Source organism: Mesorhizobium sp. GW821-FHT07A06, assembly GCF_059419085.1.
The window spans coordinates 112,911-128,289 of sequence record NZ_JBWKRC010000006.1; the positions used below are offsets into that span (position 1 = coordinate 112,911).

15 protein-coding genes are annotated in these 15,379 nt (G+C 61.9%); 5 read left to right on the forward strand and 10 right to left on the reverse strand.

The features are described from left to right. Window positions 1–110 precede the first annotated feature (110 nt). The gene (locus tag AC07SZ_RS20475; protein ID WP_056578673.1) at window positions 111–467 is read left to right on the forward strand and encodes an ArsR/SmtB family transcription factor; all 357 of its coding nucleotides are present in this window, start codon (window positions 111–113) and stop codon (window positions 465–467) included. Between the two features lie 324 nt (window positions 468–791). Here the strand turns inward: AC07SZ_RS20475 and AC07SZ_RS20480 are convergent, their stop codons facing one another. Then, window positions 792–1,262, reverse strand: coding sequence for a nucleoside deaminase (locus AC07SZ_RS20480; protein WP_494915630.1), 471 nt, complete (start codon window positions 1,260–1,262; stop codon window positions 792–794). Window positions 1,263–1,476: 214 nt separating this feature from the next. On the opposite strand from AC07SZ_RS20480, the gene AC07SZ_RS20485 reads away from it, so the two are divergent. The 3 genes from AC07SZ_RS20485 to carB all read left to right on the forward strand — a co-directional run bounded on the left by AC07SZ_RS20485 (window position 1,477) and on the right by carB (window position 7,196). Beyond that, window positions 1,477–2,232: a metallophosphoesterase family protein gene (locus AC07SZ_RS20485; protein WP_494915631.1), complete on the forward strand. Its 756-nt coding sequence runs from the start codon at window positions 1,477–1,479 to the stop codon at window positions 2,230–2,232. 214 nt (window positions 2,233–2,446) lie between these two features. Next, complete coding sequence (locus AC07SZ_RS20490) at window positions 2,447–3,490, forward strand: SH3 domain-containing protein (protein ID WP_494915632.1); 1,044 nt, start codon at window positions 2,447–2,449, stop codon at window positions 3,488–3,490. A gap of 214 nt (window positions 3,491–3,704) precedes the next feature. After that, on the forward strand, window positions 3,705–7,196 hold the full coding sequence (gene carB / locus AC07SZ_RS20495; RefSeq protein WP_494915633.1) for a carbamoyl-phosphate synthase large subunit: 3,492 nt from the start codon (window positions 3,705–3,707) through the stop codon (window positions 7,194–7,196). A 59-nt stretch (window positions 7,197–7,255) separates the two neighbouring features. On the opposite strand, the gene AC07SZ_RS20500 is transcribed toward carB, so the two are convergent. The 9 genes from AC07SZ_RS20500 to AC07SZ_RS20540 form a co-directional block, all read right to left on the reverse strand. Continuing rightward, a complete protein-coding gene (locus tag AC07SZ_RS20500; RefSeq protein ID WP_494915635.1) occupies window positions 7,256–8,659 on the reverse strand; it encodes an RNA-directed DNA polymerase in 1,404 nt (467 codons plus the stop codon). A gap of 102 nt (window positions 8,660–8,761) precedes the next feature. Next, complete coding sequence (locus AC07SZ_RS20505) at window positions 8,762–9,550, reverse strand: hypothetical protein (protein WP_494915636.1); 789 nt, start codon at window positions 9,548–9,550, stop codon at window positions 8,762–8,764. Window positions 9,551–9,713: 163 nt separating this feature from the next. Then, a complete protein-coding gene (locus AC07SZ_RS20510) occupies window positions 9,714–10,106 on the reverse strand; it encodes a RidA family protein (protein WP_494915637.1) in 393 nt (130 codons plus the stop codon). A 72-nt stretch (window positions 10,107–10,178) separates the two neighbouring features. After that, window positions 10,179–10,571, reverse strand: a complete 393-nt coding sequence (locus AC07SZ_RS20515) for a RidA family protein (RefSeq protein ID WP_056578692.1) — start codon at window positions 10,569–10,571, stop codon at window positions 10,179–10,181. 274 nt (window positions 10,572–10,845) lie between these two features. Then, window positions 10,846–11,310 carry a cupin domain-containing protein gene (locus tag AC07SZ_RS20520; protein WP_494915639.1) on the reverse strand — a complete coding sequence of 155 codons (465 nt, stop codon included), beginning with the start codon at window positions 11,308–11,310 and terminating at the stop codon, window positions 10,846–10,848. 173 nt (window positions 11,311–11,483) lie between these two features. Then, window positions 11,484–11,906 (reverse strand): pyridoxamine 5'-phosphate oxidase family protein, encoded by a 423-nt coding sequence (locus AC07SZ_RS20525; protein WP_494915640.1) that lies wholly within the window; start codon window positions 11,904–11,906, stop codon window positions 11,484–11,486. A gap of 158 nt (window positions 11,907–12,064) precedes the next feature. Further along, window positions 12,065–13,030, reverse strand: coding sequence for a YihY/virulence factor BrkB family protein (locus AC07SZ_RS20530; RefSeq protein ID WP_494915641.1), 966 nt, complete (start codon window positions 13,028–13,030; stop codon window positions 12,065–12,067). 219 nt (window positions 13,031–13,249) lie between these two features. Next, the gene (locus AC07SZ_RS20535; protein WP_494915642.1) at window positions 13,250–13,993 is read right to left on the reverse strand and encodes a DUF899 family protein; all 744 of its coding nucleotides are present in this window, start codon (window positions 13,991–13,993) and stop codon (window positions 13,250–13,252) included. A 138-nt stretch (window positions 13,994–14,131) separates the two neighbouring features. Further along, window positions 14,132–14,554, reverse strand: a complete 423-nt coding sequence (locus tag AC07SZ_RS20540) for a lysozyme inhibitor LprI family protein (RefSeq protein WP_081295147.1) — start codon at window positions 14,552–14,554, stop codon at window positions 14,132–14,134. 163 nt (window positions 14,555–14,717) lie between these two features. Here AC07SZ_RS20540 and AC07SZ_RS20545 point away from each other — a divergent pair, with 163 nt between their 5' ends. Continuing rightward, window positions 14,718–15,059, forward strand: coding sequence for a hypothetical protein (locus AC07SZ_RS20545; protein WP_494915643.1), 342 nt, complete (start codon window positions 14,718–14,720; stop codon window positions 15,057–15,059). Window positions 15,060–15,379 lie beyond the last annotated feature (320 nt).

Consider the following 15,379-nt stretch of genomic DNA (forward strand, 5'->3'; position numbering starts at 1 on the left):
CATCCTGACAGCCCTGTGTCAGCACGGATCCCGGAACGGAGAAACAGTGTGCACGGCCACGGCGGGACGGACGCGTTGAAATCGGCCCGAACTGTGCTTAGGTTCCAGCCATGACGTTACCTCATCCCAATACGGACCAGATCAGCCTGCCCATCGTGCTCGGCGTGCTCGGCGACCCGACGCGGCTTGCCATCGTGCGCTATCTCGCCAGCAAGGAAGGCGTGCCGCTGAACTGCAGCCAGTTCCTTGATCTCGGCTCCAAGACCAATCTCAGCTACCACCTCGCCAAGCTGCGCGAGGCCGGCGTTACCCGCGCCGAAGTGGTCGGTACCAACCGCATGATCACGCTGCGCCGCGCCGACCTCGACGCCCGCTTCCCCGGCCTGCTCGACAGTGTCATTGCCGCCGCCGGCGACGATCCCGCACTGCCCGCGGTCGGCGGCCACGACATCGAAGTGCTGGCTTAGGCTCACGCCTTCGAGCCAGGAGTAAGCGATGCGTAGCTTTCAAATGGAAAAATACGTCTGGGCGTCGGTCCTATATTACACTGTGGCCGTGGCGGCATCTGCGCTTCTTGTAGCCGCTTGTATGAGCGGCCTTGGCATCCTGTGGACCCTGATTGCAATATTTGGATACGTTGCGCTGATTGTATCTCTTGAGATGTGGCAACGCAGAAGGCACCCACGAAGCGTCCATCAGATAGAATTGGCCAAATGGCGATTGGACAGCTAGTCGCCAACGCAACCCGCGACGCAGTCGGATACTTTTGGAGAACTCACCGCTTCTCGCCCCTAGCGCTGCCAGAAACCGATATGCGGGGCGAGAAGGTCCTCGTCCATCTCGGGAAAGGGGCCGTGGACCTCGACCGGCCTCTGCCCGGAGGCGAGAACCGTGCGCGACGAGAGATTCATCGTCGGATTCTCGGCGTGGTCGCCGGTCAGCGCCAGAAGCTGGGTCTCCTCGAAGCCGTAGACCAGCCGGCCGATATTGGCCCAGTAGAGCGTTCCGGTGCACATCGCACAGGGCTCGCCGGTCGAGACCAGCGTGCAGGACCACAGGAATTCCGGCGGATAGGCGTCCGCGGCACGCCGGCTAAGCTCGGTTTCGGCGTGGCGCACGGTGTTGATGTTGCCTTGCCGCATGAGGATGCGATCGTCGGGGCCGACGAGCACACAGCCGAAAGGATGGTGCCCATGCGCGGCAGCCTCGCGCGCCACGTCATTGGCGGCGCGGAGGTGGGCGAACATCTGGTCGCGGGTCATCGCCTGGTGCCTTTCGAGGCTGTCTAAGCGGATATTCCCATATGGACTTCGGGATGGCGTGGACGCTAGCAGATGGAGGGCTTCCGCGATAGCCACGGGCGCGCGGTGCTTCCCAACTGGCCCGAACAATCTCAAGGGTTGATAACGAAGGCGGGGGCTTGATAACGAAGATGGGCCGGAGCCGCCAATGGGGCTGCACCAAGGAGCCCGCCGCATGCGCATTGCCGTCCTCGCCGATATCCATGGCAACGTCCTGGCGCTGGACGCCGTGCTCGAGGATCTGCGCCGGCGTGGCGGTGCTGATCTCACCGTCAATCTCGGCGACAGCGTTTCCGGCCCGCTCTGGCCGCGCGAGACGTTTGCCCGGCTTGAGGCGCTGAACCTGCCGACGGTGCGCGGCAACCACGACCGCCGCGTCGCCGCCGATCCCGCGGACGAGACCATGTGGGCGTCCGACGTCTACGCAAAGGAGCGGCTGACCGAGGCGCAGCGCCAGGCCCTCTTCGCCCAGCCGCTGACGCTGGAGATCGCGCCAGGCATTGTCGCCTTCCACGCCCGGCCCGACCATGACGAGAAATATCTGCTCGACGCCATCGTCGATGGCCAACTGGTGCGGGCGCCGCTGGCGGCGATCCGGCGGCGGCTGAAGACACTCGACCCCGCCTGCCGCATCGCACTCTGCGGCCACAGCCACCGCCCGGAGCTGATCCGCGTCCCCGGCGGTCCCGTCATCTTCAATCCGGGCAGCATAGGCTGCCCCGCCTATGATGATTCCATCCCGCCGGCGCATGTTTCCGAACAGGGCTCGCCGCATGCGCGCTACGGCATCGTCACATTGGGCGGCGAAGGCCGGCCCGACCGTTTCGAAGCCATCGCCGTCGACTACGACCACGCGGCGGCGGCGCGACAGGCCGAACAGGCGGGGCGCCCGGAATGGGCCCACGCGCTCAGGACAGGCTTCATGCCGTAGGCATCCCCGCACGGCCAGATCCGCGATCCCGACCCCTGAATCTGCACCGCCGCCGGGGCTTTGGAGGCAACGGCAGGGCGCCTCCCGCCCGACCGGCACCATGGCCCGCTTGAATTTTCGGACTTACATGGCGGCGCTTCGTCCCTTATAAAACCGGCCGGGCACGCGGCGGAACCGCCACGGCATGGTGATTTGAGTATCGGCGCACGGCCAAATGAAGAGGCGCACAGTTACGCTCCGAAAAAGTTTGCATGCGCTGATTGCGGCTCCGTTGCTGATGGCGGCGTGGCCGGCTGTCGTGCCTGCACTGGCCGAAGAGGCGCCGTTCATCTCCATCGTCACCGGCCTCGCCCCCGACGATTTGCTCAATATCCGCGCCAAGCCATCGGCGATCGGCAAGACCGAAACCCGCCTGGCTGCAGGTGCAAGCGTCAGGAACCTTGGCTGCAACGACATTGACGGGCACCCATGGTGCAAGGTTGTATCAGACAATCCCAAGGCCACCGGCTGGGCGCCGGCGCGCTACCTCGTTCCCGTCAATCCGGCAACCGTGCCCGACCCCGACCAGGCGGCGGATGCGCCAACCGCCGCGAGCGCCGCAGCCGATCCGGCCATGCCCGCCGACGGGGACCCAGCGGCGGTGGCACCTCCCGCCGCCCAGGCATCGAGCAGCGCCACGCCGCCGCCCGACCTGACGGCAAGGCTGGGCGGTGCGGCCCAACCTGTTGCTCCCGAAGCTCCGGTGAAATCCGCCGCCACCATCGCCATGCAGGATGCCTACGGCCTGGCCCTGGTGGCGAGCGAAACGCCGTCGACCGGAGAAATCCCGGGGCCCGACGGCGAAGCCGGCACGGCCGCGGACAGCGGCTCGGCGGGAGGATCCCTTCCCGTTCCCACGCCGCGGCCGGAATCCGCCGATGCCGCGCCCACCGTCGACACGCAGACCGTTGCCGAACTGCCGCCACCGCCCGCCGCCCTTGCCACCGGCGGCACTCTCGAGATTCCCTGCGCCCGCTATGTCGGCCAGCCGATGACGCCCTGCGCGGCAACCGTCGTGCACAAGGGCGCCGACAAGGCCGACGTCACCGTGACATGGCCCGACGGCGGCACCCGCGTCATCTCCTTCTATGCCGGCCTGCCGGCCGGCTCGAACGCCAAGAGCGAATTCCGCTTCACCCGCGAGGGCAGCCTCAGCATGATCCGCATCGGCGTCTCCGAACGCTTCGAGATCACCGACACGGTGGCGTTCGGGCACTAGGTGCCAGGGGAGTAAGGCAGCAGGGCAGCAGGGCAATATGTTAAAAGGCGCTCAAGCCTCCCCTACTGCCCTGGTCCCTCATTTTCGGGGTTACATCTCCCAAAACTCTTCCCTATAAGGCCCACCTAGCCTGATACCAGAATCGCGAGCACAACCGGCCGGGTCTTCCCGTCCCGGTTTTTTGTGCAAGCCGCCCGCCGAACGGACCTATGACATGCCAAGACGCACCGACATCAAGTCGATCCTGATCATCGGGGCCGGCCCCATCGTCATCGGCCAGGCCTGCGAGTTCGACTATTCCGGCACCCAGGCCTGCAAGGCGCTGAAGGAAGAGGGCTTCCGCGTCATCCTGGTCAATTCCAACCCGGCCACCATCATGACCGACCCGGAACTGGCCGACGCCACCTATATCGAGCCGATCACGCCCGAGGTGGTCGCCAAGATCATCGCCAAGGAGCGGCCCGACGCGCTGCTGCCGACCATGGGCGGCCAGACCGCGCTCAACACCGCGCTGTCGCTGCGCCGCATGGGCGTGCTCGAGCGCTACAATGTCGAGATGATCGGCGCCGACGCCACGGCCATCGACAAGGCCGAGGACCGCGCGCTGTTCCGCGAGGCGATGAGCAAGATCGGCCTGGAAACGCCGAAGTCGATGCTGGCCAACGCCACCGACGTCAAGAACGCCGACCGCAAGACGCATGAGGCCGAGCGCGCCGCGCTCAAGGCCGAGAAGCCCGACAATCTCGACGCCGCGCTCGACGCGCTGGAAACCCGCTGGAACCTCGGCGAAGGCGACCGCAAGCAGCGCTACATCAGCCACGCCATGGCGATCGCCGCCCAGGCGCTCGACCATGTCGGCCTGCCCGCCATCATCCGCCCCTCCTTCACCATGGGCGGCACCGGCGGCGGCATCGCCTACAACAGGGCCGAATTCTACGAGATCGTCCAGTCCGGCCTCGACGCCTCGCCGACCACCGAAGTGCTGATCGAGGAAAGCGTGCTCGGCTGGAAGGAGTACGAGATGGAGGTCGTCCGCGACAAAGCGGACAATTGCATCATCGTCTGCTCGATCGAGAACATCGACCCGATGGGCGTGCATACGGGTGACTCGATCACCGTCGCCCCTGCCCTGACGCTCACCGACAAAGAATACCAGATGATGCGCAACGCCTCGATCGCGGTGCTGCGCGAGATCGGCGTCGAGACCGGCGGTTCCAACGTGCAGTTCGCCGTCAACCCGGCCGACGGCCGCCTCGTCGTCATCGAGATGAACCCGCGCGTCTCGCGCAGCTCCGCCCTGGCCTCGAAGGCGACCGGCTTCCCCATCGCCAAGATCGCCGCCAAGCTCGCCGTCGGCTACACGCTGGACGAGCTTGAGAACGACATCACCGGCGGCGCCACGCCCGCCTCCTTCGAGCCGTCGATCGATTACGTCGTCACCAAGATCCCGCGCTTTGCCTTCGAGAAATTCCCCGGCGCCGAGCCGGTGCTGACGACCGCCATGAAGTCGGTCGGCGAAGTCATGGCCATCGGCCGCACCTTCCAGGAATCGCTGCAGAAGGCGCTGCGCGGCCTCGAAACCGGTCTCACCGGTCTCGACGAGATCGAGATCCCCGGTCTCGGTTCCGCCAACCATGCCGACGACCGCAACGCCATCCGCGCCGCCCTTGGCACGCCGACACCCGACCGGCTGCGCATGGTGGCGCAGGCGATCCGCATGGGCACCTCGCTGGAAGACGTGCACGCCATGTGCAAGATCGACCCGTGGTTCCTCGAGCAGATATCGGGCATCCTGGCCATGGAAGCCCGCATCCGCGAGCACGGCATCCCGCAGGATGCGGTCAACCTGCGCATGCTGAAGGCCATGGGCTTCTCCGATGCGCGCCTCGCCTCGCTGACGAAGACCGACGCGGAAGTGATTCAGAAGATTCGCGAAAAGCTCGACGTTCATCCAGTTTATAAACGCATCGACACCTGCGCGGCCGAGTTCGCCTCGCCCACCGCCTACATGTACTCGACCTATGAAGTGCCCTTCGCCGGCGCGCTCGCCAACGAGGCGCAGGTCTCGTCGCGCAAGAAGGTCGTCATCCTCGGCGGCGGCCCGAACCGCATCGGCCAGGGCATCGAGTTCGACTATTGCTGCTGCCATGCCGCCTTTGCCCTGCGCGACGCCGGCTATGAGGCGATCATGATCAACTGCAACCCGGAGACGGTTTCGACCGACTACGACACGTCGGACCGGCTCTATTTCGATCCGCTGACGGCGGAAGACGTGCTGGAGATCCTGCGCGCCGAGCAGGCCTCGGGCGAACTGGTCGGCGTCATCGTCCAGTTCGGCGGCCAGACGCCGCTGAAGCTCGCCGACGCCCTGGAGAAGGCCGGCATCCCGATCCTCGGCACCTCGCCCGACATGATCGATCTGGCGGAGGACCGCGACCGCTTCCAGAAGCTGTTGCACAAGCTCAACCTCAGCCAGCCCAAGAACGGCATCGCCTATTCGGTCGAGCAGGCCCGCCTGGTCGCCGGCGAGCTCGGCTTCCCGCTGGTGGTGCGCCCGTCCTATGTGCTCGGCGGCCGCGCCATGCAGATCATCCATGACGAGGGCATGCTGCAATCCTACCTGCTCGACACCGTGCCCGGCCTGGTGCCGGAGGACATCAAGCAGAAATACCCCAACGACAAGACCGGCCAGATCAACACGCTGCTCGGCAAGAACCCGCTTTTGTTCGACACCTATCTCAGTGGCGCCATCGAGGTCGATGTCGACTGCCTCTGCGACGGCAAGGCGACCTTCGTCTCCGGCATTCTCGAACACATCGAGGAGGCCGGCATCCATTCGGGCGACTCGGCCTGCTCGCTGCCGGTGCACTCGCTGCCTTCGGACCTCGTCGACGAACTGGAGCGCCAGACGGCGGCGCTGGCCCGCGCGCTCAATGTCGGCGGCCTGATGAACGTGCAGTACGCGATCAAGGACGGCACGGTCTATGTGCTGGAGGTCAACCCGCGCGCCTCGCGCACCGTGCCCTTCGTCGCCAAGACCATCGGGCGTCCCGTTGCCAAGATCGCCGCCCGCATCATGGCCGGCGAGACACTGGAAGACGCCTTTGCCCATTATGGCGCCATGCCCGATCCGAGGAACCCTGGCCACATCGCGGTCAAGGAAGCTGTCTTCCCCTTCGCCCGCTTCCCCGGCGTCGACATATTGCTCGGACCGGAAATGCGCTCGACCGGCGAGGTCATGGGCCTCGACCGCGACTTCGCGCTCGCCTTCGCCAAGAGCCAGCTCGGCGCCGGCGTCGACCTGCCGCGCTCCGGCACGCTGTTCGTCTCGGTGCGCGACGAGGACAAGAAGGGCATCTTGCCGGCGGTGAAGCGCCTGGCCGGCCTCGGCTTCAAGGTGCTGGCCACCTCGGGCACCGCCCGCTTCCTCGCCGAAAACGGCGTCGACGCGCAAAAGATCAACAAGGTGCTGGAAGGCCGCCCTCACATCGAGGACGCCATCCGCAACCGCCAGGTGCAGATCGTGTTCAACACGACCGATGGCCAGAAGGCGGTGTCGGACTCCAAATCGCTGCGTCGCGCCACGCTGATGCAGAAGGTGCCGTATTACACGACGCTGTCAGGCGCGGCGGCGGTGGCGGAAGCGATCGCGGCGCTGAAGGCAGGGAGCCTGGAGGTCAGGCCGCTGCAGGAGTATTTTGCGTGAGGGGCATCTGCTTCCGTCCGACAGGAGAGTCGCCGGAGTATCTGAGTTCATCGGTCGAATCAGATAGCCGCCTTAGCTGCGGGAACACATATTGACAGGTTAATATCACTGTCCTGCGATTCCGCTTCGATTCGATCAATAAGATTCTTCAGAGTAGATATAGCAACGCCCTCTTTCAGAAGTCTGACCTTGTATTTTGCAATAAAGGATAAAAATGTAGCACGCGGCGCAGCGTACGGGTGCCTAAGGATAACTTCTATATCTTTTCTGAGCTCCATCCCAATGTTCCCGTAGAGGAGATACTTTTTTAGCAGCTGACTTTCGTTAAGAGTTGATAAAAATTCATATTGGTGCAGCCTCTCGCGTAAGTAATTCATTACGAATAGGGATCTAGCTTTTGGTTCGGCCGACAGAAAATTAAGAGATGCCTTGACCACCGTGTCAATTCTGCCGCCTTTTTCTGGGTATCGCATTGCAAATCTCCTCAGATCCCTATCGAACCCAGCTATATTTTTCTTTGAGACGGCGCTGAGTAACGAGAGCGCGCGATACTCTTGAAACTCACGCCTTGAGAAATGTTTGGTCTTGGACGCATTAAAATTTAAACCCAGATTCAGAAGCAGACGAGAAGCCTGATGCATGGTATTTTCAAGGTGGATCCTCGATTTCCCAAATAAAACTATATCATCAGCCCATCTTAAGTATAATACTTTTTCTTTTTTGCAATATTCAATAAATCTTCTATCGAATTCATTTAAATAGAAATTCGAGACAATTCGAGACGCGTCTGAAATTATTTCTTGAGGTATGCCCTTGGACGACGGACTGTATCCCTTTATGCGCCTATCCCAGTAATTTAGAAAATACCCAAGCAGAGAAACAATTTCGTCGTTTCCGGGGACCTTACTTCTAATGTTGTTAATTAGACGACCTATGTCGATCGTATCATAAAAATTGGCAACGTCAGACACAAGCACGTAATTTCCGACAGTAGAATCATTGCACGTTTCAATGAGAAGATCGGTAAATTGCGACCAATCCTTAAACCACGCTTTCCTAGCAAACGTATCGCGGAAATAGGGGTCGATTATATCATCTTCTTTCTGTGGATCTTTCGCTTTTCTGGCTAATTTGGGAACGGATCGGTATGCGCCGTACACACCCTCGAAATCCTCAATTAAGTACTCTTGGATCGAAAGCACAATCAGGTAATATACTGTCATGTCTTCAGCGGTTAAAATCGGGACAAACCGGGTGCAGCCCGCAGATTTCAGGTATCCCAAATAGCCATGCCCGATCGACGGGATGTACTTATTTTGCTTTATATCCGCCTTTAACTGATCTATCGACGAAACAATTCCTTTCAGCTCCTTCGCACCAATGATCGGAACGATGCTCTCGCTAAGTTTCTTCCAGATCGGTCGCGCATTTTTGGCGGTAATTATTGTGTCAAAGGCACTCATACTTATCCTGAGTAATTGGAAGACATTTGGCATCGGTACGGACAAAGTTCGCAGTCGAGCGGCTTGAGACGCCCGCAATGATGTTAGAATCCAGCCGCAACGTCACATTTCGACATTAGCAGCAATTGGCTTCGCGGCCTTCGCCTTCGCCCTCTCCAATTTGCTCGCGGCTTTTCGCATCCTCGCGACCGCTTCCTTTGCCTTATCGCCTTCGATCGTGTCTCGCTTGATCACCTCATTTTCGACCAACTGCGACAAGTTCTCGTTGCCGACCTTAATGTCTGGAAAGAGCCTCCGGATTTCGCGACGCACCACCGAAATTACCGCTTCGGATCGGATGATCGCGGAAACCGTAAACTTGTTGAACAACTGGGCCTGTTGGTGGAAGGCATCCATCGCATCGGTTGTCAGCCCTTCCTTGGCGAACAGGAAGAGGCACTGCAGATGATCCTCATTCTTGGGATTCATATCTGAAAGTACGATGCGGCAAACTTCTTCGTGGCTGATCTGATTTGCCACATAGATGCGGACCAGCCGCCATTCGACTGCATTGGTCAGGATCACCCAGTGAATGCCTTGGTGAGCCCCATAGTCAATCACCTGCCTCAAGTGATTATCGGCCAAGCTGCTACCTGCTGATTTCACTTCGACGAGCAATCTAAGTTTTCCCGCGATCTTGATCGCGAGATCGCAGTATGTCGCCTTAATCTGGTGTTCCGATGTCAGTTCGTCATATTTATCGTAGCCAAAGACATCAGCCAGAATGTCCTTAACCAAGGTAACCGTGTCGGCCTCCGCGACATCGGATTTTTGCTGAGCCAGCGTGATCCGCTGATACTTCTTGAGATTCGACGCAACTCGCTCGATGAATTTCTTCGGTAATTTGTTCACAGACTCGCCCTCCCTATCCCCGAAGAGAGTTGAGAGCGAGTTTACTTGAAAGACAAGCAAAAACTTATGCTAGGACCCACCGGCCCTTCGCAGGCTCAGGGCGTTCGAAGCTCGAAAAGCCAAGCAATTGGCTTTTCGTCCGCTGCGCGCACTGCCTCTGACCTCACGCCACCGCCACACACTCAATCTCAATATCAAACTCCATCGGCCAAGACGCCACCGGCACAAAACTCCGCGCTGGCGGGTTGACGCTGAAATACCGGGCATAGACCCGGTTGATGGCGTTGTAGAACCCGGAATTGACCGCGTAGATGCGCACCATCACGACATTCTCCATCGAGGTGCCGGCCGCTTCCAGGCAATGTTTCAGCGCCTTGAGCGATGCCTCGGTCTGCGTTTCGATGTCGCCGCGCACCATCTCGCCGGTCACCATGTCCACCGGCGGCGTCGCCGAGATGAACACGAAGCCATTGGCTTTCACCGCCGTCGAACAGGGCAGGCCGAGCGCCCGCACCTTGGCCGACATGACCGGCACTTCGATGACTTCCTTCTTCATGGCAATCTCCCCGTTTGCGGGGAGCTTATAGCGCTACCGGCGGAACGCCAGCGCCGAGGCATGGGCCAGGCCTCAAGCCACCGCCACGCACTCGATCTCGATGTCGAACTCCATGGGCCATGACGCCACCGGCACGAAGGTCCGCGACGGCGGGTTTTCGGGAAAATACTTGGCATAGACGCGGTTGATGGCGTTGTAGAAACCGGAGTTGACGGCATAGACGCGCACCATCAACACATTGTCGAGCGAGGTACCGGCGGCTTCCAGGCAATGCTTCAGCGCCTTGAGCGAGGCCTCGGTCTGCACCTCGATGTCGCCCTTGACCAGCCTGCCGGTCGAGATATCGAGCGGCGGCGTGCCGGACACGAAGACCAGCCCCGCGCCCCTGGTCACCAGCGACAGCGGCACGCCGAGCGCACGCACGGCCGCCGACAGCACCGGCACTTCGACAACTTCCTTCTTCATGGCAATCCTCCCCTTGGTTTGCGGGGCAGCTTATCCCGATGCCGGCCGAACGCCAGCGCAGTTCCTCCCTTCTCCCCTTGCGGGAGAAGGTGGATCGGCGCGATAGCGCCGAGACGGATGAGGGGTGTTCCAGCGGAGTGAGGCGTTGGTGTTCCCTGGAACACCCCTCATCCGACCTGGCTTCGCGAGGCCACCGCCCTGGGGCGAGCCACGGGTCTCGCCCCGTCCTTCGGACCCCACAAGGGGAGAAGGAAAAGCCAGCGCCGTCCAGCGCTCACCCCTGCCCCGGATACGGCGTGCCGTCCTTGTGCAGGAAGCGGCCGTCCGAACTCGGGCTCATCATGTCGATGTCGGAGCACGTGATGACATCGTCCGGGTTGCGCGAGCCGACTTCGAGGTAGCGGGCTGTAACCGATGACCGGTTGATCATGTGGTGGCCGTTGCCGCTGTTCTTGGGAAAGGTCGCGCAGTCTCCCGCCCTGAGCAGCGTCTCGCCGCCATCCTCGACCAGCGTCAACTCGCCTTCCAGCACATAGACAAGCTCATCCTCATGGCTGTGCCAGTGGCGCTGGCTCGACCAGCCGCCGGGTGGGAGTGCCATCAGGTTGACGCCGAAATCGGTAAGGCCGCCGGCGTCCCCCAGGCGCCGGCGCGTGCGGGTGGCACAAGCGGCGTCGAAGGGCGCGGGATAGCCTGAGCCCTTGCGGATGGGGACGGATGAGAGGTCGATCTTGGGCATGGGTGCGTCCATGGGTTGGTGGGGGAGTGTATTCCACTGCGGGCGTGAGCACAGAGCCACCTTGCGATGCTCTGTTCGCCAAAGGAGAAACATCTACCGTAGAGCGCCGACCTCGTTCTCTAATCCACCGCCACCAGATCCAATCCACCGCGACCAGAAAGGAAAAAACAGCCTCACGACTGCAGCGTCACCTCGCCCTCATCCTCGCCGTCCCAGTAATGGGCGCGCGTGGCCTCTATCTTGATCATGGCCAGCCCAGGTGTATCGGTGCCCTGCTCGAACCATTCGTCGATGTCCTCGTTCCAGTGTTCCTCGAACGCCGCCTTGTCGCGGATGATCTCGGCCTTGCCCGCGACGGCAACCCAGAAGCCGTCATCGCCCTTGAAGGCCAGCGAGACATTGGCGTCGCGCTCGATCTCGGCCACCACCTCCGATTTCTCCCAGGTGAAGTAGTAGGACGAGCCGTCATAATCGACGTCCTGGTTGTTGCTCATCGGCCGGCCGGCGATGGCGCCGCCTTCGGAATGGGTGGACAGCATGGCGACATCGATGTCGCGCATCTTCTCGGCGATTTGGGCAAGGCTGCGGTTGGGCATGGTGGGCTCCTGTCAAAGGGGTTGGCTAGGGCAACGTGCGATCTCCCCTTTGGTTCTCAGGAATATCTGGAGCGCCGAGCATTCATCCACCGACAATCATCGGCACAGGGATGCGACATGCGGAGGCAGCGCGCCTCTCACGCATGGCCTTCTTGATGCTATGGGCGACGAGGCCCCAGCAGAAAGGTTGTCATCATCGCACTGACGCATGCCACCGCCAACAACGCAACGGCGCCCGACGGGCTGGCCTCTTGGCGAATTGAAACAGTTCCTGAAGTGGGCGCGTTTTGAACCAGCCCGTCCAGGTCGGACCTGCTGCCATGTCGGACGGAATAGGCGCGGGTCAGCTCAGCGCCGAGCAGAAAGATTTCCGATGAATAGTAGACCCAGAGCAATATGACGAGCAGCCCTCCGGCCGCGCCATATGACGATGCGATCGCACTTGTGCCGATATACCAGCCTATAAGCGACTTCCCCAATGTGAACAGTGCGGCGGTCACGACAGCACCGATCCCGACATCCCGCCATTCCAAGGCACGATCCGGCAGGACTTTGTAGATAGCGGCAAACATCACGGAGATCAGGGCAAAGGAAATCAAGGTGTTGATCGCGCTCAGAACAAATTCGCCGAATGGCAGTTGAGCGCTGATCATGCCGCCCAGGGCCGAGATCGCGGCGCTCGCCACCAGGGATACCAGCAACATGAAGCCGAGTGCGGCGACCAGGCCGAGACTTGCCGCACGCGCACGCAAGAGACGCGACAGCGAGCTCCCTTTCGTTTCAACCTTCCATATCGCATTCAGGGCCTGCTGCATCTCGCCAAAGACCGCGGAGGCTGTGACGAGCAAGGTGGCCACGCCAACGATGGCCGCCAGGGTTCCCGAGGATTTGCTGGATGCTCCTTCGAGCGCTGTCTGAAGGAGCGCCGCGCTTTCTGAACCCATCAGCCCCGATATCTGGGCAGACAAAGCCAACTGCGCTGCGTCATGACCAAATGCGATGCCAGCTATCGCAACGACAATTATCAGGACCGGGGCCAGCGACGTGGCGGCATAAAAGGCCATCGCCGCGCCGTGACTGAGGGCATTGTCGTTGACAAAGCCGACCACGCTTTCGCGCAGCAAGTCCCATGCGTTTCCAGTTGTGAGTCGCACTTCGAATCCATGAAGAGGGTCGCAAACCGTCCACTATCAATGCGGCGCACCCTCCGATGTTCCGGCCGACTTGAGCGGGAGCTTCACCCGCGATGTGAAGCGCACGATCAATGGTACCGAAACCGCGCGCAAGGCGAGCAGGTAAGGACCCCCTTCTCCCACAAGGGGAGAAGGGAGGCTGCACCACCCTCAATGGCAACACTCCACCCCATACTGCAGCTGCTCGTGCCAATCCGGCCTTCCCTGCGGCGTGAAATCCATCAGGTTCCACAGGATCTCGCAGGTGCCGATGGCGCGCGGGTCCTGGCCGGGCTCCGTCGGCGCGAAGCCGAGCTCCGACGACCAGAAATGGCGGATGCCGTCACCCTCCCGATGGAACACCGACAGCAGCGGGATCTGCGCGCCGTCGGCATCCTCGGCATTGTAGTCGCGCTTGAAACTGTTGGCGGCCGACGACACCAGCCGCATGTTGCGCCAGCCGCGATCGCGGCCGAGCGTGACGAGGTTTTCCAGCGTGGTCTTGGCCACCACGGCGAAGTTGAAGCCGGCCGCGTCGAGATGGCCGACCGCACCGTCGAACTGGTCGAGCAGCGCCGTGCAGGACGGGCATGGCTGGTCCGGCCGGGCGAGCCTGGCCGTGCCACCCGATATCGCCACATCGCGCGTTTCCCGCGGGTGGCGCGGAAACATCATGTTGTACAGGATGAGCGAAGCCCTGCCGGGCGCGAACAGCTCCGACAGTTTCACCTTCGCCGGCCTGCCGTCGGCATCGAGCGCATCGAAGACATAGTCCTGGCGGATCAGTCCGCCCGGTGGCAGCGCACGCCGAGCCTCGGCCACGGCTTCCATGGCACGGCGCAGCTCAATTTCCTTCTTCAAGAGTTTTTCGCGTGCGGTGCGGTATCTGGCGGATTCGTTGGGAAAGGTGATCATGATCGGCTCCTTGGGTCCGCGCGCCGGCGTCCCGGCGCGGTTGCTCTGCGACCCAAGGACGTCTGGTCGCGATCGGTTCCGACATTTTTGCGCGGCGGCGATGAGATGATCGCCAACCCCGGAAAGAGCGGATGATGGCTACTGTGCCGCCGGCACCGGGCAGTCCAGGTCGCCTTCCTCGCAATGGAGATAGCTCTGGAGCTCCTTCAGCCGGTTCTCGGTGAGCCCCGCCTGGCAGTTGGCGACGACCATGGGATAGACGCTGCCGGCGGTTTCGCGCGGTCCGCCCTGGAAGGCACATTCGGAATCGCGGAAGGCGACCCAGGCGCGTTGCGCGTCGACCAGCAATTTCTTCGAAGGCGCATTGTCCTTCAGCCGACCCATGATCTGCTTGTAGGCCTCGTTGAGTTTCTTGTCGGCCGCATCGAAATCCTTGCCGGCGCATTGGTCCATCGTCGCCTGGTCCTGCGCATTGGCGCAGTCGTCGGCGGCCCGCGCGGCGCCGGCAACGAGCGGGGCCGCAAGGACCAGGGTGGCAAGGCTGGAGAGCAGAAGCCGCATCATGTTTCCTCCGGTTTCAGTCGAGACCGGAGCTTAACCGTCAAGCCACTTCGGGCAAGATGCGACGTGCCACCTTGGTGGATAGTTTCTTTCGCGTGTTGGAACCCCTCCGCCTTTCCCGCATTGCCTCCATCGGCTACGGCTTGCGGGACCGGGGAGAAGAATGCACGACGCCGACGAGATCGACCTGCGCTGTCCGCAAGTGGTGGCCGACAATGCCGCCAGGGGGCTCAGGCTGCGCGAGCGGTTCGGCCGTGGCGGCACCGAGATCGGTGTCGCGCGGGCGACCGAGCTGAAGAATCGCGAGAAGCTCGCCCCGTCCACCATCCGCCGCATGGTCAGCTATTTCGCGCGCCACGAGGTCGACAAGCGCGGGAAAAACTTCGGCAATGAGGACAACCCCTCATCGCCGCCCCACATCGCCTGGCTGCTGTGGGGCGGCGATGAGGGCCGCGCCTGGGCGCTCGAGCCCAAGAAGAAGATCGGCAATGCGCCGGATATCTAGAGAGAAGATCGCGCAGGACGGCAGGCCCCGGAACCCCCGCCCCGGGACCTGCCGTGGAGGGGCCGGCACATGCCGGTGCGGCCTTCCTCCTGTGCGCGGCTGATCGACGATCCCGGATCAGCTGAAGGCGTCATCACGCTTCGTTAGCATGGGCCGGCGGCCGCCTCTGTGAAGCAGTTCACAGAGCGCTGGGTTTTCCGGGAAAATCGGCCGGCAGGAAGCGATTGGCGGCGGCAATTCCAGGAAAGCGTGAACGGTTTTTCCCGGGAAAAGCGCGCGCTTTCCCCATGGAATTGCCTCAAAACAAAAGAGTCACGAAG

Coding starts and splice junctions, on each gene's coding strand:
- AC07SZ_RS20515 (WP_056578692.1), bottom strand. CDS start 10,571: ATGAAGAAGGAAGTTGTCGAAGTGCCGGTGCTGTCGGCGGCCGTGCGT.
- AC07SZ_RS20525 (WP_494915640.1), bottom strand. CDS start 11,906: ATGCCCAACCGCAGCCTTGCCCAAATCGCCGAGAAGATGCGCGACATC.
- AC07SZ_RS20540 (WP_081295147.1), bottom strand. CDS start 14,554: ATGCGGCTTCTGCTCTCCAGCCTTGCCACCCTGGTCCTTGCGGCCCCG.
- carB (WP_494915633.1), top strand. CDS start 3,705: ATGCCAAGACGCACCGACATCAAGTCGATCCTGATCATCGGGGCCGGC.
- AC07SZ_RS20545 (WP_494915643.1), top strand. CDS start 14,718: ATGCACGACGCCGACGAGATCGACCTGCGCTGTCCGCAAGTGGTGGCC.
- AC07SZ_RS20480 (WP_494915630.1), bottom strand. CDS start 1,262: ATGACCCGCGACCAGATGTTCGCCCACCTCCGCGCCGCCAATGACGTG.
- AC07SZ_RS20485 (WP_494915631.1), top strand. CDS start 1,477: ATGCGCATTGCCGTCCTCGCCGATATCCATGGCAACGTCCTGGCGCTG.
- AC07SZ_RS20520 (WP_494915639.1), bottom strand. CDS start 11,310: ATGCCCAAGATCGACCTCTCATCCGTCCCCATCCGCAAGGGCTCAGGC.
- AC07SZ_RS20490 (WP_494915632.1), top strand. CDS start 2,447: ATGAAGAGGCGCACAGTTACGCTCCGAAAAAGTTTGCATGCGCTGATT.
- AC07SZ_RS20500 (WP_494915635.1), bottom strand. CDS start 8,659: ATGAGTGCCTTTGACACAATAATTACCGCCAAAAATGCGCGACCGATC.
- AC07SZ_RS20535 (WP_494915642.1), bottom strand. CDS start 13,993: ATGATCACCTTTCCCAACGAATCCGCCAGATACCGCACCGCACGCGAA.
- AC07SZ_RS20475 (WP_056578673.1), top strand. CDS start 111: ATGACGTTACCTCATCCCAATACGGACCAGATCAGCCTGCCCATCGTG.
- AC07SZ_RS20510 (WP_494915637.1), bottom strand. CDS start 10,106: ATGAAGAAGGAAGTCATCGAAGTGCCGGTCATGTCGGCCAAGGTGCGG.